Annotated in this window: 11 protein-coding genes and 1 pseudogene; 9 read left to right on the top strand and 3 right to left on the bottom strand. The window is 45.1% G+C overall.

Features of this window, described 5'->3' with window-relative positions; all coding sequences use genetic code 11:
• Positions 1-2 precede the first annotated feature (2 nt).
• The 3 genes from ACED45_RS13870 to ACED45_RS13860 all read left to right on the top strand — a co-directional run bounded on the left by ACED45_RS13870 (position 3) and on the right by ACED45_RS13860 (position 3,228).
• Positions 3-1,697, top strand: coding sequence for an ABC transporter ATP-binding protein (locus tag ACED45_RS13870; protein WP_371714282.1), 1,695 nt, complete (start codon positions 3-5; stop codon positions 1,695-1,697).
• A complete protein-coding gene (locus ACED45_RS13865) occupies positions 1,694-2,533 on the top strand; it encodes an energy-coupling factor transporter transmembrane component T family protein (RefSeq protein ID WP_371714281.1) in 840 nt (279 codons plus the stop codon). The genes ACED45_RS13870 and ACED45_RS13865 overlap by 4 nt, the downstream gene beginning before the upstream one ends.
• 224 nt (positions 2,534-2,757) lie before the next feature.
• Positions 2,758-3,228: a TetR/AcrR family transcriptional regulator gene (locus ACED45_RS13860; RefSeq protein WP_371714280.1), complete on the top strand. Its 471-nt coding sequence runs from the start codon at positions 2,758-2,760 to the stop codon at positions 3,226-3,228.
• 79 nt (positions 3,229-3,307) lie between these two features.
• Here ACED45_RS13860 and glgB read toward each other — a convergent pair whose 3' ends face one another.
• From glgB to ACED45_RS13845, 3 genes are all read right to left on the bottom strand, one after another.
• Positions 3,308-5,491 carry a 1,4-alpha-glucan branching protein GlgB gene (gene glgB / locus ACED45_RS13855; RefSeq protein ID WP_371714279.1) on the bottom strand — a complete coding sequence of 728 codons (2,184 nt, stop codon included), beginning with the start codon at positions 5,489-5,491 and terminating at the stop codon, positions 3,308-3,310.
• A 175-nt stretch (positions 5,492-5,666) separates the two neighbouring features.
• Positions 5,667-7,847 carry a 4-alpha-glucanotransferase gene (gene malQ / locus ACED45_RS13850; RefSeq protein WP_371714278.1) on the bottom strand — a complete coding sequence of 727 codons (2,181 nt, stop codon included), beginning with the start codon at positions 7,845-7,847 and terminating at the stop codon, positions 5,667-5,669.
• A gap of 175 nt (positions 7,848-8,022) precedes the next feature.
• Complete coding sequence (locus ACED45_RS13845) at positions 8,023-10,476, bottom strand: glycogen/starch/alpha-glucan phosphorylase (RefSeq protein WP_371714277.1); 2,454 nt, start codon at positions 10,474-10,476, stop codon at positions 8,023-8,025.
• Between the two features lie 566 nt (positions 10,477-11,042).
• On the opposite strand from ACED45_RS13845, the gene malT reads away from it, so the two are divergent.
• The 6 genes and pseudogenes from malT to rsgA all read left to right on the top strand — a co-directional run.
• Entirely contained in the window at positions 11,043-13,751 is a 2,709-nt protein-coding gene (gene malT, locus ACED45_RS13840; RefSeq protein ID WP_285953840.1) for an HTH-type transcriptional regulator MalT, read from the top strand.
• 583 nt (positions 13,752-14,334) lie between these two features.
• Complete coding sequence (locus ACED45_RS13835; RefSeq protein ID WP_371714292.1) at positions 14,335-15,255, top strand: DUF368 domain-containing protein; 921 nt, start codon at positions 14,335-14,337, stop codon at positions 15,253-15,255.
• Positions 15,256-15,458: 203 nt separating this feature from the next.
• Positions 15,459-15,899: a hypothetical protein gene (locus ACED45_RS13830; RefSeq protein ID WP_285953842.1), complete on the top strand. Its 441-nt coding sequence runs from the start codon at positions 15,459-15,461 to the stop codon at positions 15,897-15,899.
• Positions 15,896-16,492 (top strand): SCO family protein, encoded by a 597-nt coding sequence (locus ACED45_RS13825; protein WP_371714276.1) that lies wholly within the window; start codon positions 15,896-15,898, stop codon positions 16,490-16,492. Before ACED45_RS13830 ends, ACED45_RS13825 begins: the two co-directional genes overlap by 4 nt.
• Positions 16,493-16,575: 83 nt before the next feature.
• On the top strand, positions 16,576-17,034 hold the full coding sequence (locus ACED45_RS13820) for a copper chaperone PCu(A)C (RefSeq protein WP_146491016.1): 459 nt from the start codon (positions 16,576-16,578) through the stop codon (positions 17,032-17,034).
• 403 nt (positions 17,035-17,437) lie between these two features.
• Positions 17,438-18,109 (top strand): annotated as a pseudogene (gene rsgA / locus ACED45_RS13815) (GTPase RsgA); the annotation flags it as partial.
• Positions 18,110-18,425 lie beyond the last annotated feature (316 nt).

Below are 18,425 nucleotides of genomic sequence, written 5' to 3'. Positions count from 1 at the left end.
TAATGACTATAGCATTTTCGAACTTCTCTTTTAGATATGAGTCGCTGGATAAACCGACGCTAAAAAATATCAATCTAAGGATAGAGAAAGGAGAGAAAATCGTCATTATTGGAGCAAGCGGTAGTGGTAAATCTACCCTAGGTCAATGCCTTAACGGTCTGATTCCTCATGCTATCAAAGGTGAGGTGACTGGCTCTCTAGAGATCAACGGTAAGAACATTTCTGATTTTTCTATGCACGACTATACCGAGCAGGTTGGCACAGTATTACAAGATACTGATAGCCAATTTGTCGGTTTGAGTATTGGCGAAGACATCGCATTCGCACTGGAAAATCAGTTAGTGTCGAACATTGATATGTACCCTCTGGTTAAGTCGACAGCAAAAATGGTCGACTTAGCAGATATGCTTGATCGCTCGCCACATGATTTATCCGGCGGCCAGAAACAACGCGTGTCATTAGCGGGCATCTTAGTTGATGACGTTGACATCCTGTTGTTTGATGAACCTTTGGCTAGCCTTGACCCGAAAACGGGTAAAGCGACTATCGAAATCATCGACCAACTTCATAAAGAAACCAACAAGACTATAGTCATCATCGAGCATCGCCTTGAAGATGTACTACATCGCGATATCGATCGAGTGATCTTGATGGAGCGCGGTGAAATTGTCGCGGACATGACACCCGATGAAATCTTAGCTTCTGAACTGCTTGAAACACACGGTATTCGTGAACCACTTTATTTATCTGCTCTGAAGGCAGCGAAAGCACCTTTGACCAGTGAAGATAAGCTATCAAACCTCAAAGCTCTCGATTACAAAAGATTCCGCCCTGCGGTTCAGGCTTGGTTTGCAGAGCGCCCGACTCCAGTTGCCGAGAAGCAGTACCAACCTTTGCTTGAGGTCCACGGCCTGACTTACTCTTACGATGGTGAAAAGAACGCTCTCGAAGATGTCAGCTTTAAGATTGGCAAAGGCGAGTTTGTTTCGATTCTGGGCAAGAACGGTTCGGGTAAATCTACCATCACCAAACTCATCATGGGTGTGATCGATGCCGATTCAGGCTCTTCCTATCTAAATGGTGAAGACTTATCTGAGCTTTCTATCTTCGAAAGAAGCCAAAAGGTCGGTGTGGTAATGCAGAACCCAAATCATATGATTTCGCATCATATGATTTTTGACGAGATTGCTTTTGGTCTTCGTAACCGCAATATTGCAGAAGAGCTGATTAAAGAAAAAGTTGAAAACATTCTTGAGCTGTGTGGGCTGAGTAAGTTCCGTCACTGGCCTATCGAAGCTTTGAGCTACGGTCAGAAAAAGCGTGTAACCATCGCTTCTATCTTAGTGTTGGAACCTGAACTCCTCATCTTGGATGAACCAACAGCAGGCCAAGATTACCGAAACTACACGTCAATGTTGGCGTTTATCCAAAAGCTTAACCGTGATTTGGGTATTACTGTGGTGATCATCTCACACGACATGCATCTCGTTCTAGAGTACACCACACGTTCAATCGTAATCGCAGACAGCAAGCTTATTGCCAATGCCGCCATGACAGAAGTGTTTAGTCAGCCATCGCTTCTAGAACGTGCAAACCTCTGTACCACTAGTATTTATGAACTCGCGACTATGATGAAAATCGACGATACCAATGCGTTTATGCAGTACTTCATCGACTACGAGAGAAGTTCTCTATGAACGCATCAAAAGTAAAATTCGGCATCAACTACATTGATACCAAATCCCCCCTGCACGCATTGAATGGCATCACGAAATTTGCACTCTTCTTAGCTTGGGTAACCGTGGTATTGACTACGTTCGACCTGAGATTGATTACGCTGCTTATTATTACTGGTTTATACCTATTAAAGCTCACCAATGTGCCTATACGCGTGTATAAGCCTTTGTTATTAGGTACGGCGAGTGTCTTAAGTCTAAATGCTTTATTCATGTTCCTGCTTGCTCCGCAGCAAGGCACTGAGCTCATCGGTAGCGAAACTGTATTACTGACATTACCGGGTAACTACTCGTTGAGCCAGGAGACTCTGTTTTACTTAGTCACGGTTACGCTCAAGTACATGAGTATGTTCCCGATAGCGTTAATATTCGTCTTCACTACGCACCCGACTGAGTTTGCAGCGAGCCTCAACCGTATCGGTGTTCCTTACAAAATAGCTTATGCGGTGAGTCTAACCCTGCGTTACTTGCCAGAAGTTAAAAAAGACTTCATCAATATCATGCATGCACAGCAAGCTCGTGGTGTAGATCTCTCAAAGAAAGCGCCTCTAATTACTCGAATCAAAAATGTAGCTAAGGTTCTAGGCCCGCTCATTTTCTCTAGTTTGGACCGCGCAGACGAGATCTCTAACGCAATGACATTACGAGGTTTTGGTCGACACAAAGCACGCACTTGGTATAGCTATGCACCTTTGAAACGTATCGATTTTGTTTGTTTAAGTGTCATCGCTTTTATCGTGGTGTTAGCCATTGCGAAACGCATTCTAGAGCCGCAGTTATTTTGGTATCCGTTCTAGTCATCTGAATTAGCAAAGATAAACAAAGACTTTAAATAATACACCGCTCAATAGGGCGGTGTTTTTGTTTATGCCAAAATCTGATTGATAATTGAACCAATGACACAATACTGACTATATTTAACGATAAATTGACCAGTTATTTACCCTTGGAGTTTGAGATTTAATTCAGAAACTCTTAATATACTGTATTTACAGAATGCTACACTCAATAGAGATTTGTAATGGCTCGAATAACTCAAGTACAGAAACTAGAAAACCAAAAACACTACGATGAAATCGTACTAAACCTTTTTCTGGCTGAAGGACATGAAGCACTAACTTATGCAAGGATTGCTCAAGAAATTGGCATTAGTTTAACGACGCTTCAGGGTTACTACCCATCGACCCGTGCTATCCGCTCCGTGTTACATCAACACATGCTATCGATCGTAATCGAGAGCCTAAGCTTCTCGTCAGAAGCAGCGTTTGTTCAATCTTGGCAAGATGCACTAGATGATGAACAGTTCCGTTACGTTATTAAACTCATGTTTTTCCACGCATCTCAGGTTAAGAGCCCTGAAGAATTCAATATCAGCTCAGATGGTGCTTTTCGAAATAAGATGCTTGAGAGCTTTGGTACCGACTCGGTTCGTATTCTTGAAACTGTCGTCGGACGCTCAATGTTCCATCTTACGAACTTCAAGCAGCATTAAGCTAAACGAACATTTATATTCAATACAAAAAGGGAGCCAGAAGGCTCCCTTTTTTATACTTTCTACTGCGCGAATTATGTTACGAATTCAGCTTATAGAAGACAGTCGATAGCGGCGGTAGACGCAACTCAATTGATGTATCCAGACCTTCGCTTTCTACTGATTCGATCTCCGCAGTCTGCTTCACTTCAAAACCACTACCGGCGTAGTCACTCGAGTCTGTATTCAACAATAGTGAGTACTCACCTTGTACTGGCACACCTAAACGGAAGTGCTCGTGAGGAACTGGCGTAAAGTTAGATACTACCAATACACGCTCACCAGATTCACTGATACGTTCGTGCGCTAGGATACTCGCTTCTGCTGAATCTTGAAGACGCCATTCAAAACCTTTCGGGTCAAAATCAAGATCGTGCATTGCAGCTTCAGAGCGATACAGGTTATTCAGGTCTTTAGTTAAACGCTTAACACCTTGATGACGCTCGTAATCCAACAAGAACCATTGTAGTTGGTCATCATGATTCCATTCAGCCGTCTGACCAAATTCTGCGCCCATGAAGTTCAGCTTCTTACCCGGCTGCGCATACATGTAACCCATATAAGCACGAAGATTTGCCGTTTGCTGCCATTCATCACCAGGCATCTTGTTGTGGATAGAGCCCTTACCGTAAACTACCTCATCGTGAGACAGAGACAATACGTAGTTCTCACTGTGAGCGTAAACTAACGGGAACGTAATTGTATCGTGATGATATTTACGGTTAATTGGGTCTTCTTGAATGTATGACAAACTATCGTGCATCCAACCCATGTTCCACTTAAAGCCAAAGCCCAATCCGCCCATGAAAGTGGGTGCCGAAACACCTGGGAAAGCCGTCGATTCTTCGGCAATCGTCATCGCATTCGGGAAGTGCTTGTACACTTCTTCGTTCATCCACTTAAGAGTTGCGATAGCGTCATAGTTTTCGTTGCCGCCGTCTGCGTTCGGAATCCATTGATCATGGCTGCGTGAATAATCGAGGTAGAGCATCGAAGCTACCGCATCAACACGGATACCATCAATATGGAATTGCTCAAACCAGTACAACGCATTTGCCACCAAGAAACGACGCACATGTTCACGACCTAAATCATAAATATACGAGTTCCAGTCTTGATGCCAACCACGACGTGGGTCTGGATCGTGGAACAACGGCGTACCATCAAAATTAGCTAAACCGTGATCGTCACTTGGGAAGTGAGCTGGAACCCAGTCAAGCACAACGCCAAGGCCCGCTTGGTGACATTGATCGACGAAGTATTTAAAATCATCTGGAGAACCAAAACGGCTAGTCGGTGCAAATAGACCAACAGGCTGATAGCCCCAAGAACCGTAGAATGGGTGCTCTGAAACTGGCATTAGCTCAACGTGCGTGTAGCCAAGGTCTGTTAAGTATGGGATCAGCTCTGCCGCAAGCTCGCGATAATTTAAGAACTCACCTTCAGCGTTACGCTTCCAAGAACCCGCGTGCAGTTCATAGAACGAAAGCGCTTCTTTACGCTTTTGCGTTACAGGGCGATTCTGCCATTGAGTATCTTGCCACTCGTAACGAGCGTGATCGTAAGTCACAGATGAGAACGAAGGGTATTGCTCAGAGTAGAAACCCCATGGGTCAGCTTTGTGTGGTAAGCCTTCGCCATTTGGTCCTTTTAATTCAAACTTATATTGAGCGCCTTCTTCCAGTTCAGGAATGAATAGGCCCCACATGCCGTAATCTAGGCGCTGCATTGGGTGGCGACGACCATCCCAAGCGTTGAAGTTACCCACCAAGCTTGCCGCAGTTGCATGCGGTGCGTACACCAAGAAACGCGTACCTGAAATTGTCTGACCATCACGCTCTAGCGTAATAAACTGAGCCCCCATGTGATGGTACATATCTTTAGGTGTGTGAAGATCTTCGTAGCTCGCGTACAGATCGTGGTACTGGTACGGATCATCGATGATCTGTTCTACGCCAGCCCAATCAACCGCAAGCTTATAGTGAGTGAAACGTAAGTCTCTCTCTTGCTTAAGAATAAAACCACTTTCACCCTCTCGCGATAACTCAATACGAGGTTCCTTTCCAACTATCAACTCGACTTTATCTGCCCCAGGAATCCACACACGTAATGCACCTTGCTCAGAAGGTAAGTATGGCCCTAAAAACGCAAATGGGTCTGTGAAACAAGCCTGTGATAGTTGGGTATATATTTGTTTTTGCTTTGAAATCGAACTTAGTTCCAAAACGTTTCTCCCTAACCAAACATCCAAAAAATATAATACAAAAATGCCCGCTATTAGTGCGGGCAATATAACGACGGTTTATTCTACCAGATGAGCATTCATTATTGAGTGACCGAAGTTGTAGTTTCGTACGGCGTAAGCAAAAAACCACCTAATTTCAAGTCACTCAACGTCATTACTTACCTGCTTTTTCTCGAACGTCAGTTAGCTTAGAAGCGATACGATTAACGCCTTCATGAGCAAAGATTTCGTCCAAGTTCATTGATAGTTTACGACGCCAGTTAGGGTACTCATCGACCGTACCAGGAATGTTTACCGGCTTATCCATCTCTAACCAATCTTCCAGCTGAACACTCAGTAGTGTTGAACCACCCGCTGCTACGTGCAGTTGAAGAGCTTCAGCAAGGTAAGAATCCATCGGCACTTGGCTCGCATCGCGACCCACACCTTCAGGTAGGAAACCATGCCATGCCACTGAGTCTAAGATACCTTGTTTGCACTCAAGACGGTCATCGAACAGAGTTTCTAGCTGTGCTGCGTCTGGGTATAAACCAATCTCTTGACCCATCTTCAAGTCATCACAGTGCCAGAAGCCACGTAATGTTGGCATATCGTGCGTACACAGTGCCGCCATTGATTGTGATGCGTAGTGTTTCGGAGATATGAAACCACCATCTTCTTCTGATGTTTCGAAGAAAAACACCTTGTAAGAGTGCACGCCAGCATCTGCTAAGATGTCTACGATCTCATCTGGCACCGTACCTAAATCTTCACCGATAACGCTACATTGGTAACGGTGAGATTCAAGCGCAAGAATCGAGAGCATGTCTTGTACTGGGTAGTAGATGTACGCGCCTTTCGTTGCGTTCTCACCTTTTGGAATCCACCATAAACGCAGTAGACCTAACACGTGGTCAATACGCAGTGCGCCACAGTGTTTCATGTTCGCACGAAGCAACTTGATGTATGCATCGTAGCTTGTTTCTAGAAGCACTTCTGGGTTCAGTGGTGGTAAGCCCCAGTTTTGGCCTAGCGGACCAAGAATATCTGGTGGAGCACCGATGCTCGCATCCATTACTAGGTTGCCTTCGTCAGCCCAAGTCTCGCTGCCTGAATCTGCAACACCTACCGCTAGATCTCGGTACAGACCAACCGCCATGCCTTTCTCTTCAGCAAGCGATTGAGCATCATTGATTTGGCAATCTGCTAACCATTGCAGGTACATGTAAAGATGCACTCGCTCTAGGTTCTCTTTGATGTATTTCTGTGTTGCTGGGCTTTCGAACGTGCGGTACTTCTCAGGGAATACAGGCCATCCCCACATGCCAGAATCTTCAGCATGCAGTTCACCGTGCAGTGCATCGAATGCCGCTTGGTGCATCAGGCTGTCGCCGCCCTCTTCCACAAACGCTAGGAAGGCTTGTGCACGATCGCTGTTCTTATCTAGGTGACGAGTCTTAAACTCTGCGAATAGCAAAGGCAAGATGCTCATCTTCAGCTCAGACACTTCGGTGTAGTTCACCCAGTGTGCGTCACGAGCTTTCTGTAGACGCTGTTGGAACTCTGCGCTGCCTACGGTTTGTTGTGCTTCTGCACTTAATGCAAATTCAGGTACTGAGCTCACATCAATGTATAGGATGTTCAACCAACGACGTGACGACGGGCTGTACGGGCTCGCACCTTCCGGATTCGCAGGGAACAAGGAGTGAATCGGGTTTAGACCAACGAAGTCACCGCCGCGAGACGCGATATCAGCAACCAACTGCTTTAAGTCGCCGAAGTCACCAATACCCCAGTTGTGCTGAGTTCTTAGTGTGTAAAGTTGAACACTTGGTCCCCACAGCTTTTTGCCTTGCTCGATTGGTGACTGCTTGAAACACGCTTTTGGCGTAATAATCAGTGTCATCTCGTAAGGCTTCTTACGGCGCTTACGGCTCACAATTAGCTTGTGATAACCCCATGCCAAATCACTTGGCAATGCAAACACTAAAGGGCCACCCTCGGCACGCTCGTCACGAACGACTTGAGATTGAAGATAGCCTTCAAGTACCTCTCCTTGCTCGGTTTCCAAGCGCCAGCTGAACTCACTTTCACGAGCACTCACACCTAGATTAAGCGCCACTTCTACTGGCTCACCGTCACGCAAGACAAGAACTGGGTCTAGTACATCTTTTTTATGTTTTCTTTCTGCTGACTTAAGCAGTGCATCATCGCTGCTTGTATCGTAGCCCAACGAAGCCAATAGAGACGTAATCGTCTCGTCTGATACTTGTGCTTCATCGCCCCACGCACTAACGTAACTGTCGGCAATGTTTGCCATTTCTGCGACTTGTTTTAATACGGTCTGTTCTTTCATCGCTCTCTCCGAAAACGTTCTGACGCTTTCTATTTTGTAGGGTTGTTATCTAATTTGTTACTAATCAATTAGCTTGTGACAATCAGTTTGTAAGCATTGCTACCGGATAAGCCATCTGTTTGCTCACAAGCTAATTGAGCCAAGGCAGAAACTGCCTTGGCTACTTTTGGAACTATTAACGGTTAACCGCTTCAAGTTTCCAGATGTTGTTCACGTAGTCGCGGATAGAGCGGTCTGATGTGAACTTACCAACCAATGCTGTGTTAAGAATCGCTTTCTTAGCCCAACCTGCTTGGTCTTTGTATTGCGTGCCCATGTCTTCGTGCGCTTTCACGTAAGATGCGAAGTCAGCAAGACATAGGTATGGGTCACCACCGTCTAGCAGGCTATCAAACGTTGCACGTAGAAGACCTGGTTGACCTGGAGTGAACTCATCGCCAGTCAATAGATCTAGAGATGCTTTCAGTAGTGGATCTGCATTGTAGTAGTCGTATGGGTTGTAGCCCTGAGCTTTCAGTGCTTGAACGCCATCAACGTCTAGGCCGAAGATGTAGATGTTCTCATCGCCAACTTCTTCACGAATCTCAACGTTCGCGCCATCCATCGTACCAATAGTTAGAGCACCGTTTAGAGCCATCTTCATGTTGCCCGTACCTGATGCTTCTTTACCAGCCAGTGAGATTTGCTGAGAAACGTCTGCTGCAGGGATGATGATTTCAGCCATGCTTACACGGTAGTCAGGGATGAATACCACTTTAAGCTTGTTGCCGATGCGAGGATCGTTGTTGATCTTCTCTGCAATCTTGTTAACTGCGAAGATGATCTCTTTCGCTAGGTGGTAACCCGGTGCTGCTTTCGCTGCGAAGAAACATACGCGAGGCTCACACTCGAAACCAGGTTCGTTAAGAATACGGTGGTACAGAGATAGAATGTGTAGCAAATCTAGGTGCTGACGCTTGTATTCGTGAAGACGCTTGATTTGAACGTCGAAAATAGCGTTAGTATCTAGCTCGATACCCATGTTCTCTTGAACCCAATCAGCAAGACGCTGTTTGTTTTCTTTCTTAACAGCCATGAATTCTTTTTGGAATTTCGCGTCTGTTGCAAACTTAGCGATGCCTTCTAGCTGCTCAAGTTTTGCAGGCCACTCAGTACCGATCTTGCCAGTAATTAGTGTAGATAGACCTGGGTTACAGAACTTCAACCAACGACGTGGCGTGATGCCGTTTGTTACGTTAGTCAGTTTACCTGGGAAGATTTCGTTGAACTCTGGGAACAAGTCTTTCTTAACCAGTTGAGAGTGAAGTGCAGCTACGCCGTTTACTTTGTAAGAACCAATCACACATAGGTTTGCCATGCGAACCATGCGGTGGAAACCCTCTTGGATGATAGAAAGCTTCGCTTGCTTCTCACCGTCACCAGGCCACATCTTGCGAACTTCTTGCATGAAGCGGTGGTTGATTTCAAAGATGATTTCCATGTGACGTGGAAGAAGACGATTGATCAAAGATTCAGACCAAGTTTCTAGCGCTTCTGGAAGTAATGTGTGGTTCGTGTAAGCGAACGTGTGAGCACTGATTTCCCATGCTTGATCCCAAGATAGACCTTTCTCGTCAATCAGGATGCGCATTAGCTCAGGAATCGCAATCGTTGGGTGCGTATCGTTAAGCTGAATCGTTTCTTGCTTAGGCAGATCTTCTAGAGCAAAACCTGCTGCTTCGTGGCGACGTAGAATATCGCGAACCGATGCTGCTGAGTGGAAGTACTGCTGCATTAGACGCAGTGTTTTACCTTTCTCGTGGTTGTCATTCGGGTAAAGAACCTTAGTAATGTTACCTGCATCGATTAGCGAGTGTTGCGCTTCGAAGTAATCACCGTTATTGAAGCTTGCTAGTGAGAATGGTGCGATTGCCTGACATTCCCAAAGACGCAGCGGGTAAACCGTGCTTGACTCGTAACCTACGATTGGTAGATCCCAAGGCATTGCTTTTACTTCCATACCTGGAACCCAAGTACGTACTTCTTTACCGTCAATGAATTCAACTTCTACATGACCGTAAAAACCAATGTGTTGTGCTAGTTCTGGACGAGCTACTTCCCATGGGTAACCTTCAACACCACGCCATGCGTCAGGTGCTTCTTGCTGGCGACCGTCTTGGAAAGACTGTTTGAATAGACCGTATTCGTAGTGAAGACCGTAGCCTACTGTTGGGTATTCTTGAGCGGCACAAGAATCCATGAAACAAGCAGCAAGACGACCAAGACCACCATTACCTAGTGATGGGTCGCGTTCTTCTTCTAGAAGGTCAGTTAGGTTTTGACCTAGCTCTTCCATTGCATGCGTGATCTGTTCGTATAGACCCATGCTGATCAGGTTGTTACCTGTTAGACGGCCAATCAAAAACTCTAATGAAAGGTAGTTAACGCTTTTCGCGTTCTTAATTTTTTCATCGTTTTCAGTTTCTAGCAGGTCGAATGTTGTGAGTTCTGCTAATGCGCGACCCATTGCTAGGTACCATGCGCGGCTATCCGCGTTTTCAATCGTTGTTGCGTAGGTTGCAGATAAATGCTTCTTAACGCTTTCTTGGAACGACACTTTATCGAAAGTTTTTTGCTGAGTTGGTTTCATTTCAGAAATCTCGCTTTAATAGTTCTAATTCATCTGTGACATATCGTGCATGGTCACCATAAACTAAACATCCTCCCGCTAACGCGACTAACTAGGAGTAGATGGGAGGGCGTAGGGGGCGTACCGACTTAGGGTTAGTGATCTGACTCTCATGTTCTGACTTCGAACAAAAACTTGAAGTGACTAAGATCACAAGCTCCCGTTCGATAACTTAACTTCAATTAATGTGACTTTTATTTAACCAGATTAAAGTCATTGTCAAATCTGAGTTTCAGATCACAAAAATAATTTCCAGCTCTCATCTTTTGCATAGATCCCCGTGTAGGGAGGAACGAAGTCACATTCACAAACCAACCCACAACGTGAGCAAAGTCTCAAATAAAGGGCGTAGACACCCAAAAACATGCAGGAGCGCAAGGTTTCTGAGGAGGATCATAGTCGGTAACGTTTTGCTTCACGTAATATGAGTAAAGACTTAAGTAATTAGGCTAATGTCATTGGAATGCACTCAACAATAGATTGGGATATTCCAGAACATAGCCACGGAATAGGTGTAAAACTTCGATATGTGGATCCCTTCGAAACTGACTCGTCCCGGCCGCTTACATAATGCAATCCTACGACCTAGGGTTCTCGATCTGCTTCACAATGCAGATTGCTATAAGCTTGTGTTGTTCCGCTCTCCAGCGGGCTACGGTAAAACCACCATGGCTGCACAATGGCTGGTAGATAAACCCAATGTGGGTTGGTACAGCATTGATGATAGTGACAACGATGCCTTCCGCTTTATCAACTACCTACTTCAATCACTTAATAAAGCGACTCAAAATGCCTGTCCGAATGCCCAAAAACTGGCAGAAAAACGACAGTTTTCATCGCTGCATTCTTTATTGAGTGAAGTGTTCGCCGAGATGTCGGAATTCCATCACGAATGTTTTCTGGTGTTGGATGACTATCACTTGGTCAACAATGACGACATCCACGAAGCCATGCGCTTCTTCCTCAAACACATGCCCGACAACCTAACGTTGGTTGCTACCAGTCGAGGTACCCCACCACTTGGTACAGCAAACCTGCGCGTTCGTGACTTAATGATCGAATTAGGTAATGACTCGTTGGCGTTTGATACCGAAGAAACCACACGCTTTTTCAACCAACGCGTAGCTGACGGCATTGATGACACCACTGCAGACAGTATTTGTAGTTATGTAGAGGGTTGGCCTTCTGCACTGCAACTTATCGCGCTACAGGCACAACACCAAAAACGCACCCTGGCACAGTCCGCAGAGTCTTTCTCTCACTTTAACCACGCCCATCTTTGGGACTATTTGGTTGAAGAAGTATTCGACCTGCTAGACAAAGAAACCCGACAGTTCTTGATGCAATGTTCTGTGCTTGATCACTTCAACGATGAGCTTGTGTGTGCACTTACACAGCGTGAAGATGCGTTAGGTATGATCGAGTCACTCAACCGTTTTGGTTTGTTCATCTACCCGCTTGAAGGTGAAAAGAACTGGTATCGCTTCCATAACTTGTTTGGTGAATTCCTCGCACATGAGCGTCAAGCTCGAATTCCTCAACAGGAAGCTGAACTGCATCGAAGTGCTGCAAAAGCGTGGATCAAGCAAAACACTCCACACCAAGCTCTGCGTCACGCACAGCGCGCTGAAGATCCAGAACTGATCATTCAAATCCTGACTGAGCACGGTTGGCCGATGTTCAACCAAGGTGAGCTTTCATCTTTAGAGATGGCGATCAAGCAACTGACTACTGATCAACTCTACAGCGAGCCAAAGCTTTCAATGCTGCGCGCATGGTTGGCACAAAGTCAGCACCGCTATGACCAAGTGGGTACTTTGTTGGAAGAGGCTGAGACTCAATATCAAGCTCGAAACATTGAACTCGATACTCAACAGCAAGGCCAATACAACGCCTTACGTGCACAAGTTGCCATTAACAGCAATGAGCCTGAAAAAGCATTGGAATTGGCTGAGCTTTCGTTGAGCCAACTGAACACCACCGTTTATCGTAGCCGCATTGTCGCAACCTCAGTTGTGGGCGAAGTGAATCACGTAATGGGTAACCTAAGCCGTGCGCTACCGATGATGCAACAAACCGAAAAACTGGCACGTCAGTATCAGGTTTACCATCAGGCTCTATGGGCGATTCTGCAACAAAGCGAAATCTTGATTGCTCAAGGTTATGTTCAAGCGGCATTTGAACTGCAAGACAGTGCATTCAAATTGATTGAAGAACATCAGCTTCAATACGTACCTCTGCACGAATTCTTATTGCGTGTCCGCGCTCAGATCTTCTGGTGTTGGAACCGATTGGATGAAGCGGAAGAGTGCTGCTACAAAGGCTTAGATATCCTTGGCCACCACTCTCCGAGTAAACATCTGCACAGCTATTCTATGCTGGCTCGTATTTCACTAAGTCGCGGCGAGATTGATAAAGCGTCGAAATTTATTGACCAAATCCAACACCTTCTGCGTCAATCGACTTACCACGTAGATTGGACAGCGAATGCGTCACTTTCTCTGATCTTATTCTGGCAAGTGAAAGGCGATAAAGACGCAATCCGCGACTGGTTGAGCGTTGCTGTTCGACCTGAATCGGCAAGCAACCACTTCTGCCAGCTTCAATGGAGAAACATCGTTCGTGCTCACATCATCCTTGAGCAATACGAAGAGGCCGAAGAAGCGCTGACTTTCCTTAAGAGTGAAGCCCAGCGTTCGCACCTGATTACAGACACCAACCGCAACTTGATCGTTGAAGCCGTGTTACGTACACAAATTAACGATGAAGACAGCGCACGTGTACTGCTTGAAGAAGCGCTTCATATGACTAACCAAACCGGTATGGTCGGTAACTTCTTAGTAGACGGTGGGACTATCGGGCATATCTTGGATAAGTTGAGCAACAAGCCTGGCTTAGGTGACTTAGAACGTCACCGCGCACAACAAATCATGAAGGATATCTCCACCACCCAGCGCAGTCGCTCGGTTCACTTCGATGAAGACTTTGTTGAGAACTTGGTTAATCACCCGAATATTCCTGAGCTTGTGCGCACTAGCCCACTCACCCAGCGTGAATGGCAAGTACTTGGTCTGATCTATTCAGGGTTCAGTAATGAGCAGATCGCTCAAGAACTCGATGTAGCAGGTACCACGATCAAGACTCACATCCGTAACCTTTACCAAAAGCTCAACATTGCTAACCGTAAAGAAGCGATCAGCACAGCGGAGAACTTGCTGCAGTTGATGGGGTACTAAAACAGGTTCACGATTCGAGATTGATTCGAGATTGATTCGAGATTGATTCGAGAAAGCATAAGCTAGTCACCGATGGTGGCTGGCTTTTTTTTCGCTTGGAAAATGAGGGATAACCGATAAAAACTAGAGATAACCAAACGACAGGCAAAAAAATAGCCAACCGCAATAATCGCGATTGGCTCTATATATTTGTGAACAAATCATAAGTTCACTAACAACGTCAGTTGGCTAGGTGACCCTCGGCTTAAGAAGGGTCAATATACATAATGCAGTTAGCGTGCCAACTTTTATTCGACGTTTTATAAGCCCTGCATCGCATAAAAACCATGAATTTGTCATGCGAATTGCAAAGTGCATTTGCATAATGCAACCAAGATGCAATATCGATAAGAGATCAGTTTCATCTCTGCTGTTAATGACAAATTACTAAGTGGTTGTATTTTAAATGTTAGGCAAATGTTCACTTCAACTTATTGCCTTACAGTTAAGAGAGTAATAAAAGCCCTTCCCCAATGGCATATTCATACTTTTTTTACACTAAAGTTTGTATACTGCACAAAATCACCCTCAACTCTATGAAGCAATGAACTACTTAAGTACTTTTTTCAAAGGCATGGCGATGGGCGCAGCAGACGTTGTTCCTGGCGTGTCGGGCGGAACCATCGCATTCATCACTGGTATCTACGATACGCTGCTAGAAAGCATTCGAAGAATTAACCCTAGCGTACTTGGCTTATGGAAACGTGAAGGCTTCAAAGCCGCGTTTAATCACATCAATGGTTTCTTCCTAATTTCACTGTTCGCAGGCGTATTCACGAGCATTGCGACATTTGCAAAACTGATTTCTTGGTTATTGGTCACCCACCCCGTTCCACTGTGGTCTTTCTTCTTTGGCCTAATATTGGTGTCGGTTTTCCATATTCTTAAGCAAGTAGAAAAGCGCGATATGATTCGATTCGTGTTTTTACTGCTTGGCGTTACTTTCGCTTACAGCATTACCGTGCTTAAGCCGCTGCAAATGGAACCAACCAGCATCAATGTTCTGATTGCAGGTGCGATTGCGATCTGCGCGATGATTTTACCGGGTATTTCAGGCAGCTTTATCCTGCTTCTAATTGGCATGTATGGCCCAGTACTTGGCGCCGTTAAATCGTTTCAAATCGATGTGCTTGCCCTATTCCTTGGCGGCTGTGTGATTGGTCTACTGACTTTCTCACATGTACTGTCTTGGCTATTGCGTTCATTCCGCGACTTCACGCTTGTGTTCTTAACCGGTTTGATGATCGGTACGCTACCTAAGATTTGGCCGTGGAAAGAGACCATCAGCTGGCGCACAAACTCAAAAGGTGAACAAGTTCCTCTGATTCAAGAAAACCTATCGCCGTTTGATTTTGAAGCCGTAACCTCTCAGCCTTCTCAGTTGGTGTTGGCAATTGTGATGATGCTTGTAGCCATTGCCTTAGTTCTAGGGCTAGAGAAATTTGCAGAGCGTAACGCTGACTAATCATCCGGCGTACTTCTGGAACATGTTCAGAACGGATAGAACTTAGAAATACTAAGTTCACCTCTCTATTAAGCAGACAAAAGCGAAGCCAATGGCTTCGCTTTTTTAGTTCTACCATACGCACAAAATTGCTTTTTGATACAAGCACGTATTGAGGGGTATGATAACATCGCCGCTCTTATAAAATTAGATGAGAACACGACATGCACTCTGCATTAAAGGTTGCTGCTGTTGGGATCGCTCTCGTGGCAGGCTTTTATGGGCCGCAAGCAATTCAGCAATTTAAATCAGCGATGGAGCAAGCCTCTGCTGACGTTAACTTAGATGATTACTGCATGCTTTCAACCACATCGTGTGAGCAAAATGCGGTTGCGATGACACTCGATAGTGAAACGGCTCAGCCACTCGTTCCAAGCAAAATCAAAGTAGTTTGGGAAGGCGCAGCTTCTGACACATTAATGCTGTCGCTTATTGGCTTAGAAATGGAAATGGGATCTGCTCGTTTTCAATTAAAGAGCATTGGCAATAATACCTATGAAGGTGATGTGATTTTACCTGTATGCACTTTAGATAAGATGACATGGATCGGTGAGCTCACCGATGGTGTCGATACTGTAAACCCTGCAATAAGGATGGCAAGATGAGTAGAAATTGGTCGTTAGCATTGGTTGTTGCTTTCGTACTTGGCTTTGGTATCAAAAGTTATCTTGATGGGCAAAACGAAACTCAAGAAAAACACGCTGCAAAACAAGAGTTCTCCGCAACGACTCTTTTCGGCAAGGACAACCAGCCAACGGAAATCTTTGACCAAACCGATGACAGAATTCGTATCGTTTACTTCGGTTTCACACGTTGCCCAGATGTGTGCCCAACTTCTCTAGCTATGTTAGCCGGTGCACTTAACCAAGTTTCTGATGAAGCAAAAGCCAAGATTCGCCCGATGTTTGTCTCTCTTGACCCTGAGCGTGATGCAGCAGAAGCCTCATACGAATACGCACAATACTTCCACCCAATGATGGAAGGGTTAAGTGGCCCGTTAGATGTGACAACAACGCTTGCACATAACTACGGTGTTATTTTCAGAAAGACCAAGCTTGAAGGTTCAGAGTTGGAATATACCCTTGACCACAGCTCATATTTTTATTTTTTAAAGCCCGACGGTACCTTGATTACTAAAGTACCGCACACGTTAACACCTGCACCAATTGTTGAGGCTATCAACAAGCTGACGCAGTAAAACGTAACAACAAAGAACTTAACGAATAAAGTTCAAACCTAAAGTCAGGTCCCAGACCAAAACATAAAAATAAGGACAACAACATGAAGTTAAAAGCACTTGCTCTAGCAGGCTTATTGCTCACTCCCTTTGCTCACGCGAATAGCGACATTATGGTTCACGACGCGTACGCACGTGCAACACCGCCCTCAGCAGTGAACAGCGCGGTATTCACGACTCTGATGAACCACAGTGACAAAGATCGCGCTATTGTTTCTGCGACTACACCCGCAGCAGGCAAAGTAGAGCTTCATGATGTTATCGTTGATGGCGACGTAATGAAGATGCGCCAAGTTCATGAGATCACAATTCCTGCGAATGGTGAAGCGGTACTTAAACCTGGCAGCCTGCACATTATGTTGTTCGACCTAAAAGATGGTCTAAAAGAAGGTGAGCAGATCGAGATGACTCTGACCTTCGCTAACGGTGAAACGCAAACCTTTGAAGCGCCAGTTAAGAAAGTAATGAGCGGCATGAAAAAGATGAATCACGATCATCACTAATCGGATTCACAATCAATGAAATAAATTAAGCCACGATGACTTCTCGCCATCGTGGCTTTTTGCTAAACTGAGCTCGCTTTTTATTCAAAGCCTGACCACATTAATAACCAAGGAGAATAGAAGATGATTGTAATGAACACACTAAAACTGGCAGTAAAAGTAACGCGTTAATTTGTTTGGTTAATCAAACTTAAACACCGAGCTACCAACTTATCGTCATCCATTGACGACCGCACACTTTTACCCGGTTTACGTTTGATCGCACATGGTCAAAGCATGCTCATTATGCATGAATCAATCCGGGGTCCTATCTATTGAATTCGACCCAAACTCTAAAGCAATTTTGACGTCTCGACGCTTTTAAATTCATACCATCAAAGCTCGCACGTCTGGGTAAATAGACATGAATTCACAAAACGCATTTTCTCATCCAATGTCACTTCAACAACTTGGATGGCAACCTGTATTTCAACAACAACTGACACTTGAAGACTACGACCATTCAGTGATCGCCCGTATCACCGCGCACCATCGCAGTGGCTACACATTTGCGTCTGAACAAGGCGAAATCACTCTACCTATTCATCACAACCAACCTGCAATGACGGTTGGCGATTGGGTAATATTGAACTCTGAACTGCAATTCGATCGCTTACTAGAACGCCAATCGCTCTTTAGCCGAAAAGCTGCAGGCAGTCGTGTGGCTGAACAATATATTTCAGCCAATATCGACACAGTGTTTATCGTGGTTTCATTGAACAACGACTTTAATCTGAGTCGCATTGAACGCTACCTGGCACTCGCAAATGAAGCACAAGCTGAAGCGGTTATCGTCCTGACTAAGAAAGACTTGTGTGACGACTACGAAGGCAAAGTACAACAGGTACAAAGCTTAGACCCGATGCTCATGATCGAAGCGGTCAATAGCCTAGATCAAGGCTCAACCCAAGTACTGTCACCTTGGTGTAAAACCGGCAAAACCGTCGCGCTAATGGGGTCTTCTGGTGTGGGTAAGTCGACTTTGGTTAACTCATTGCTAGGTGAAGCATCGCAGGCAACTGGTGGTATTCGTGAAGTAATCACACCTATCCAAGTTACGTACTAACTACACCTTGCTATAGCACTCTCATGTATTACAGTTATGTTACTAGCCTACAGAACGTAACATACATTGATTAGCCCCTAGCTACTCAGGATACAAGAGAGAAATGTGATTGAAATAAAGTATGTAAAAGTAAACTTAGGACGCCTGCCCAGCTTTAATAATGAACTGGTTAGTGTGCCTAGTACTGCTCACATGATTCGCTCAATCTATTACCAAGCTCCCCACGTTGAGAACTGATCTGCTCCAGTCAGACTGGACACTTAGCTAAGCGACATTTCGCTTTTCA

The sequence above is a fragment of the Vibrio crassostreae genome, from assembly GCF_041439375.1.
Classification (GTDB): Bacteria; Pseudomonadota; Gammaproteobacteria; order Enterobacterales; family Vibrionaceae; genus Vibrio; species Vibrio crassostreae_D.
This window is presented reverse-complemented; position numbering and strand designations above follow the sequence as displayed.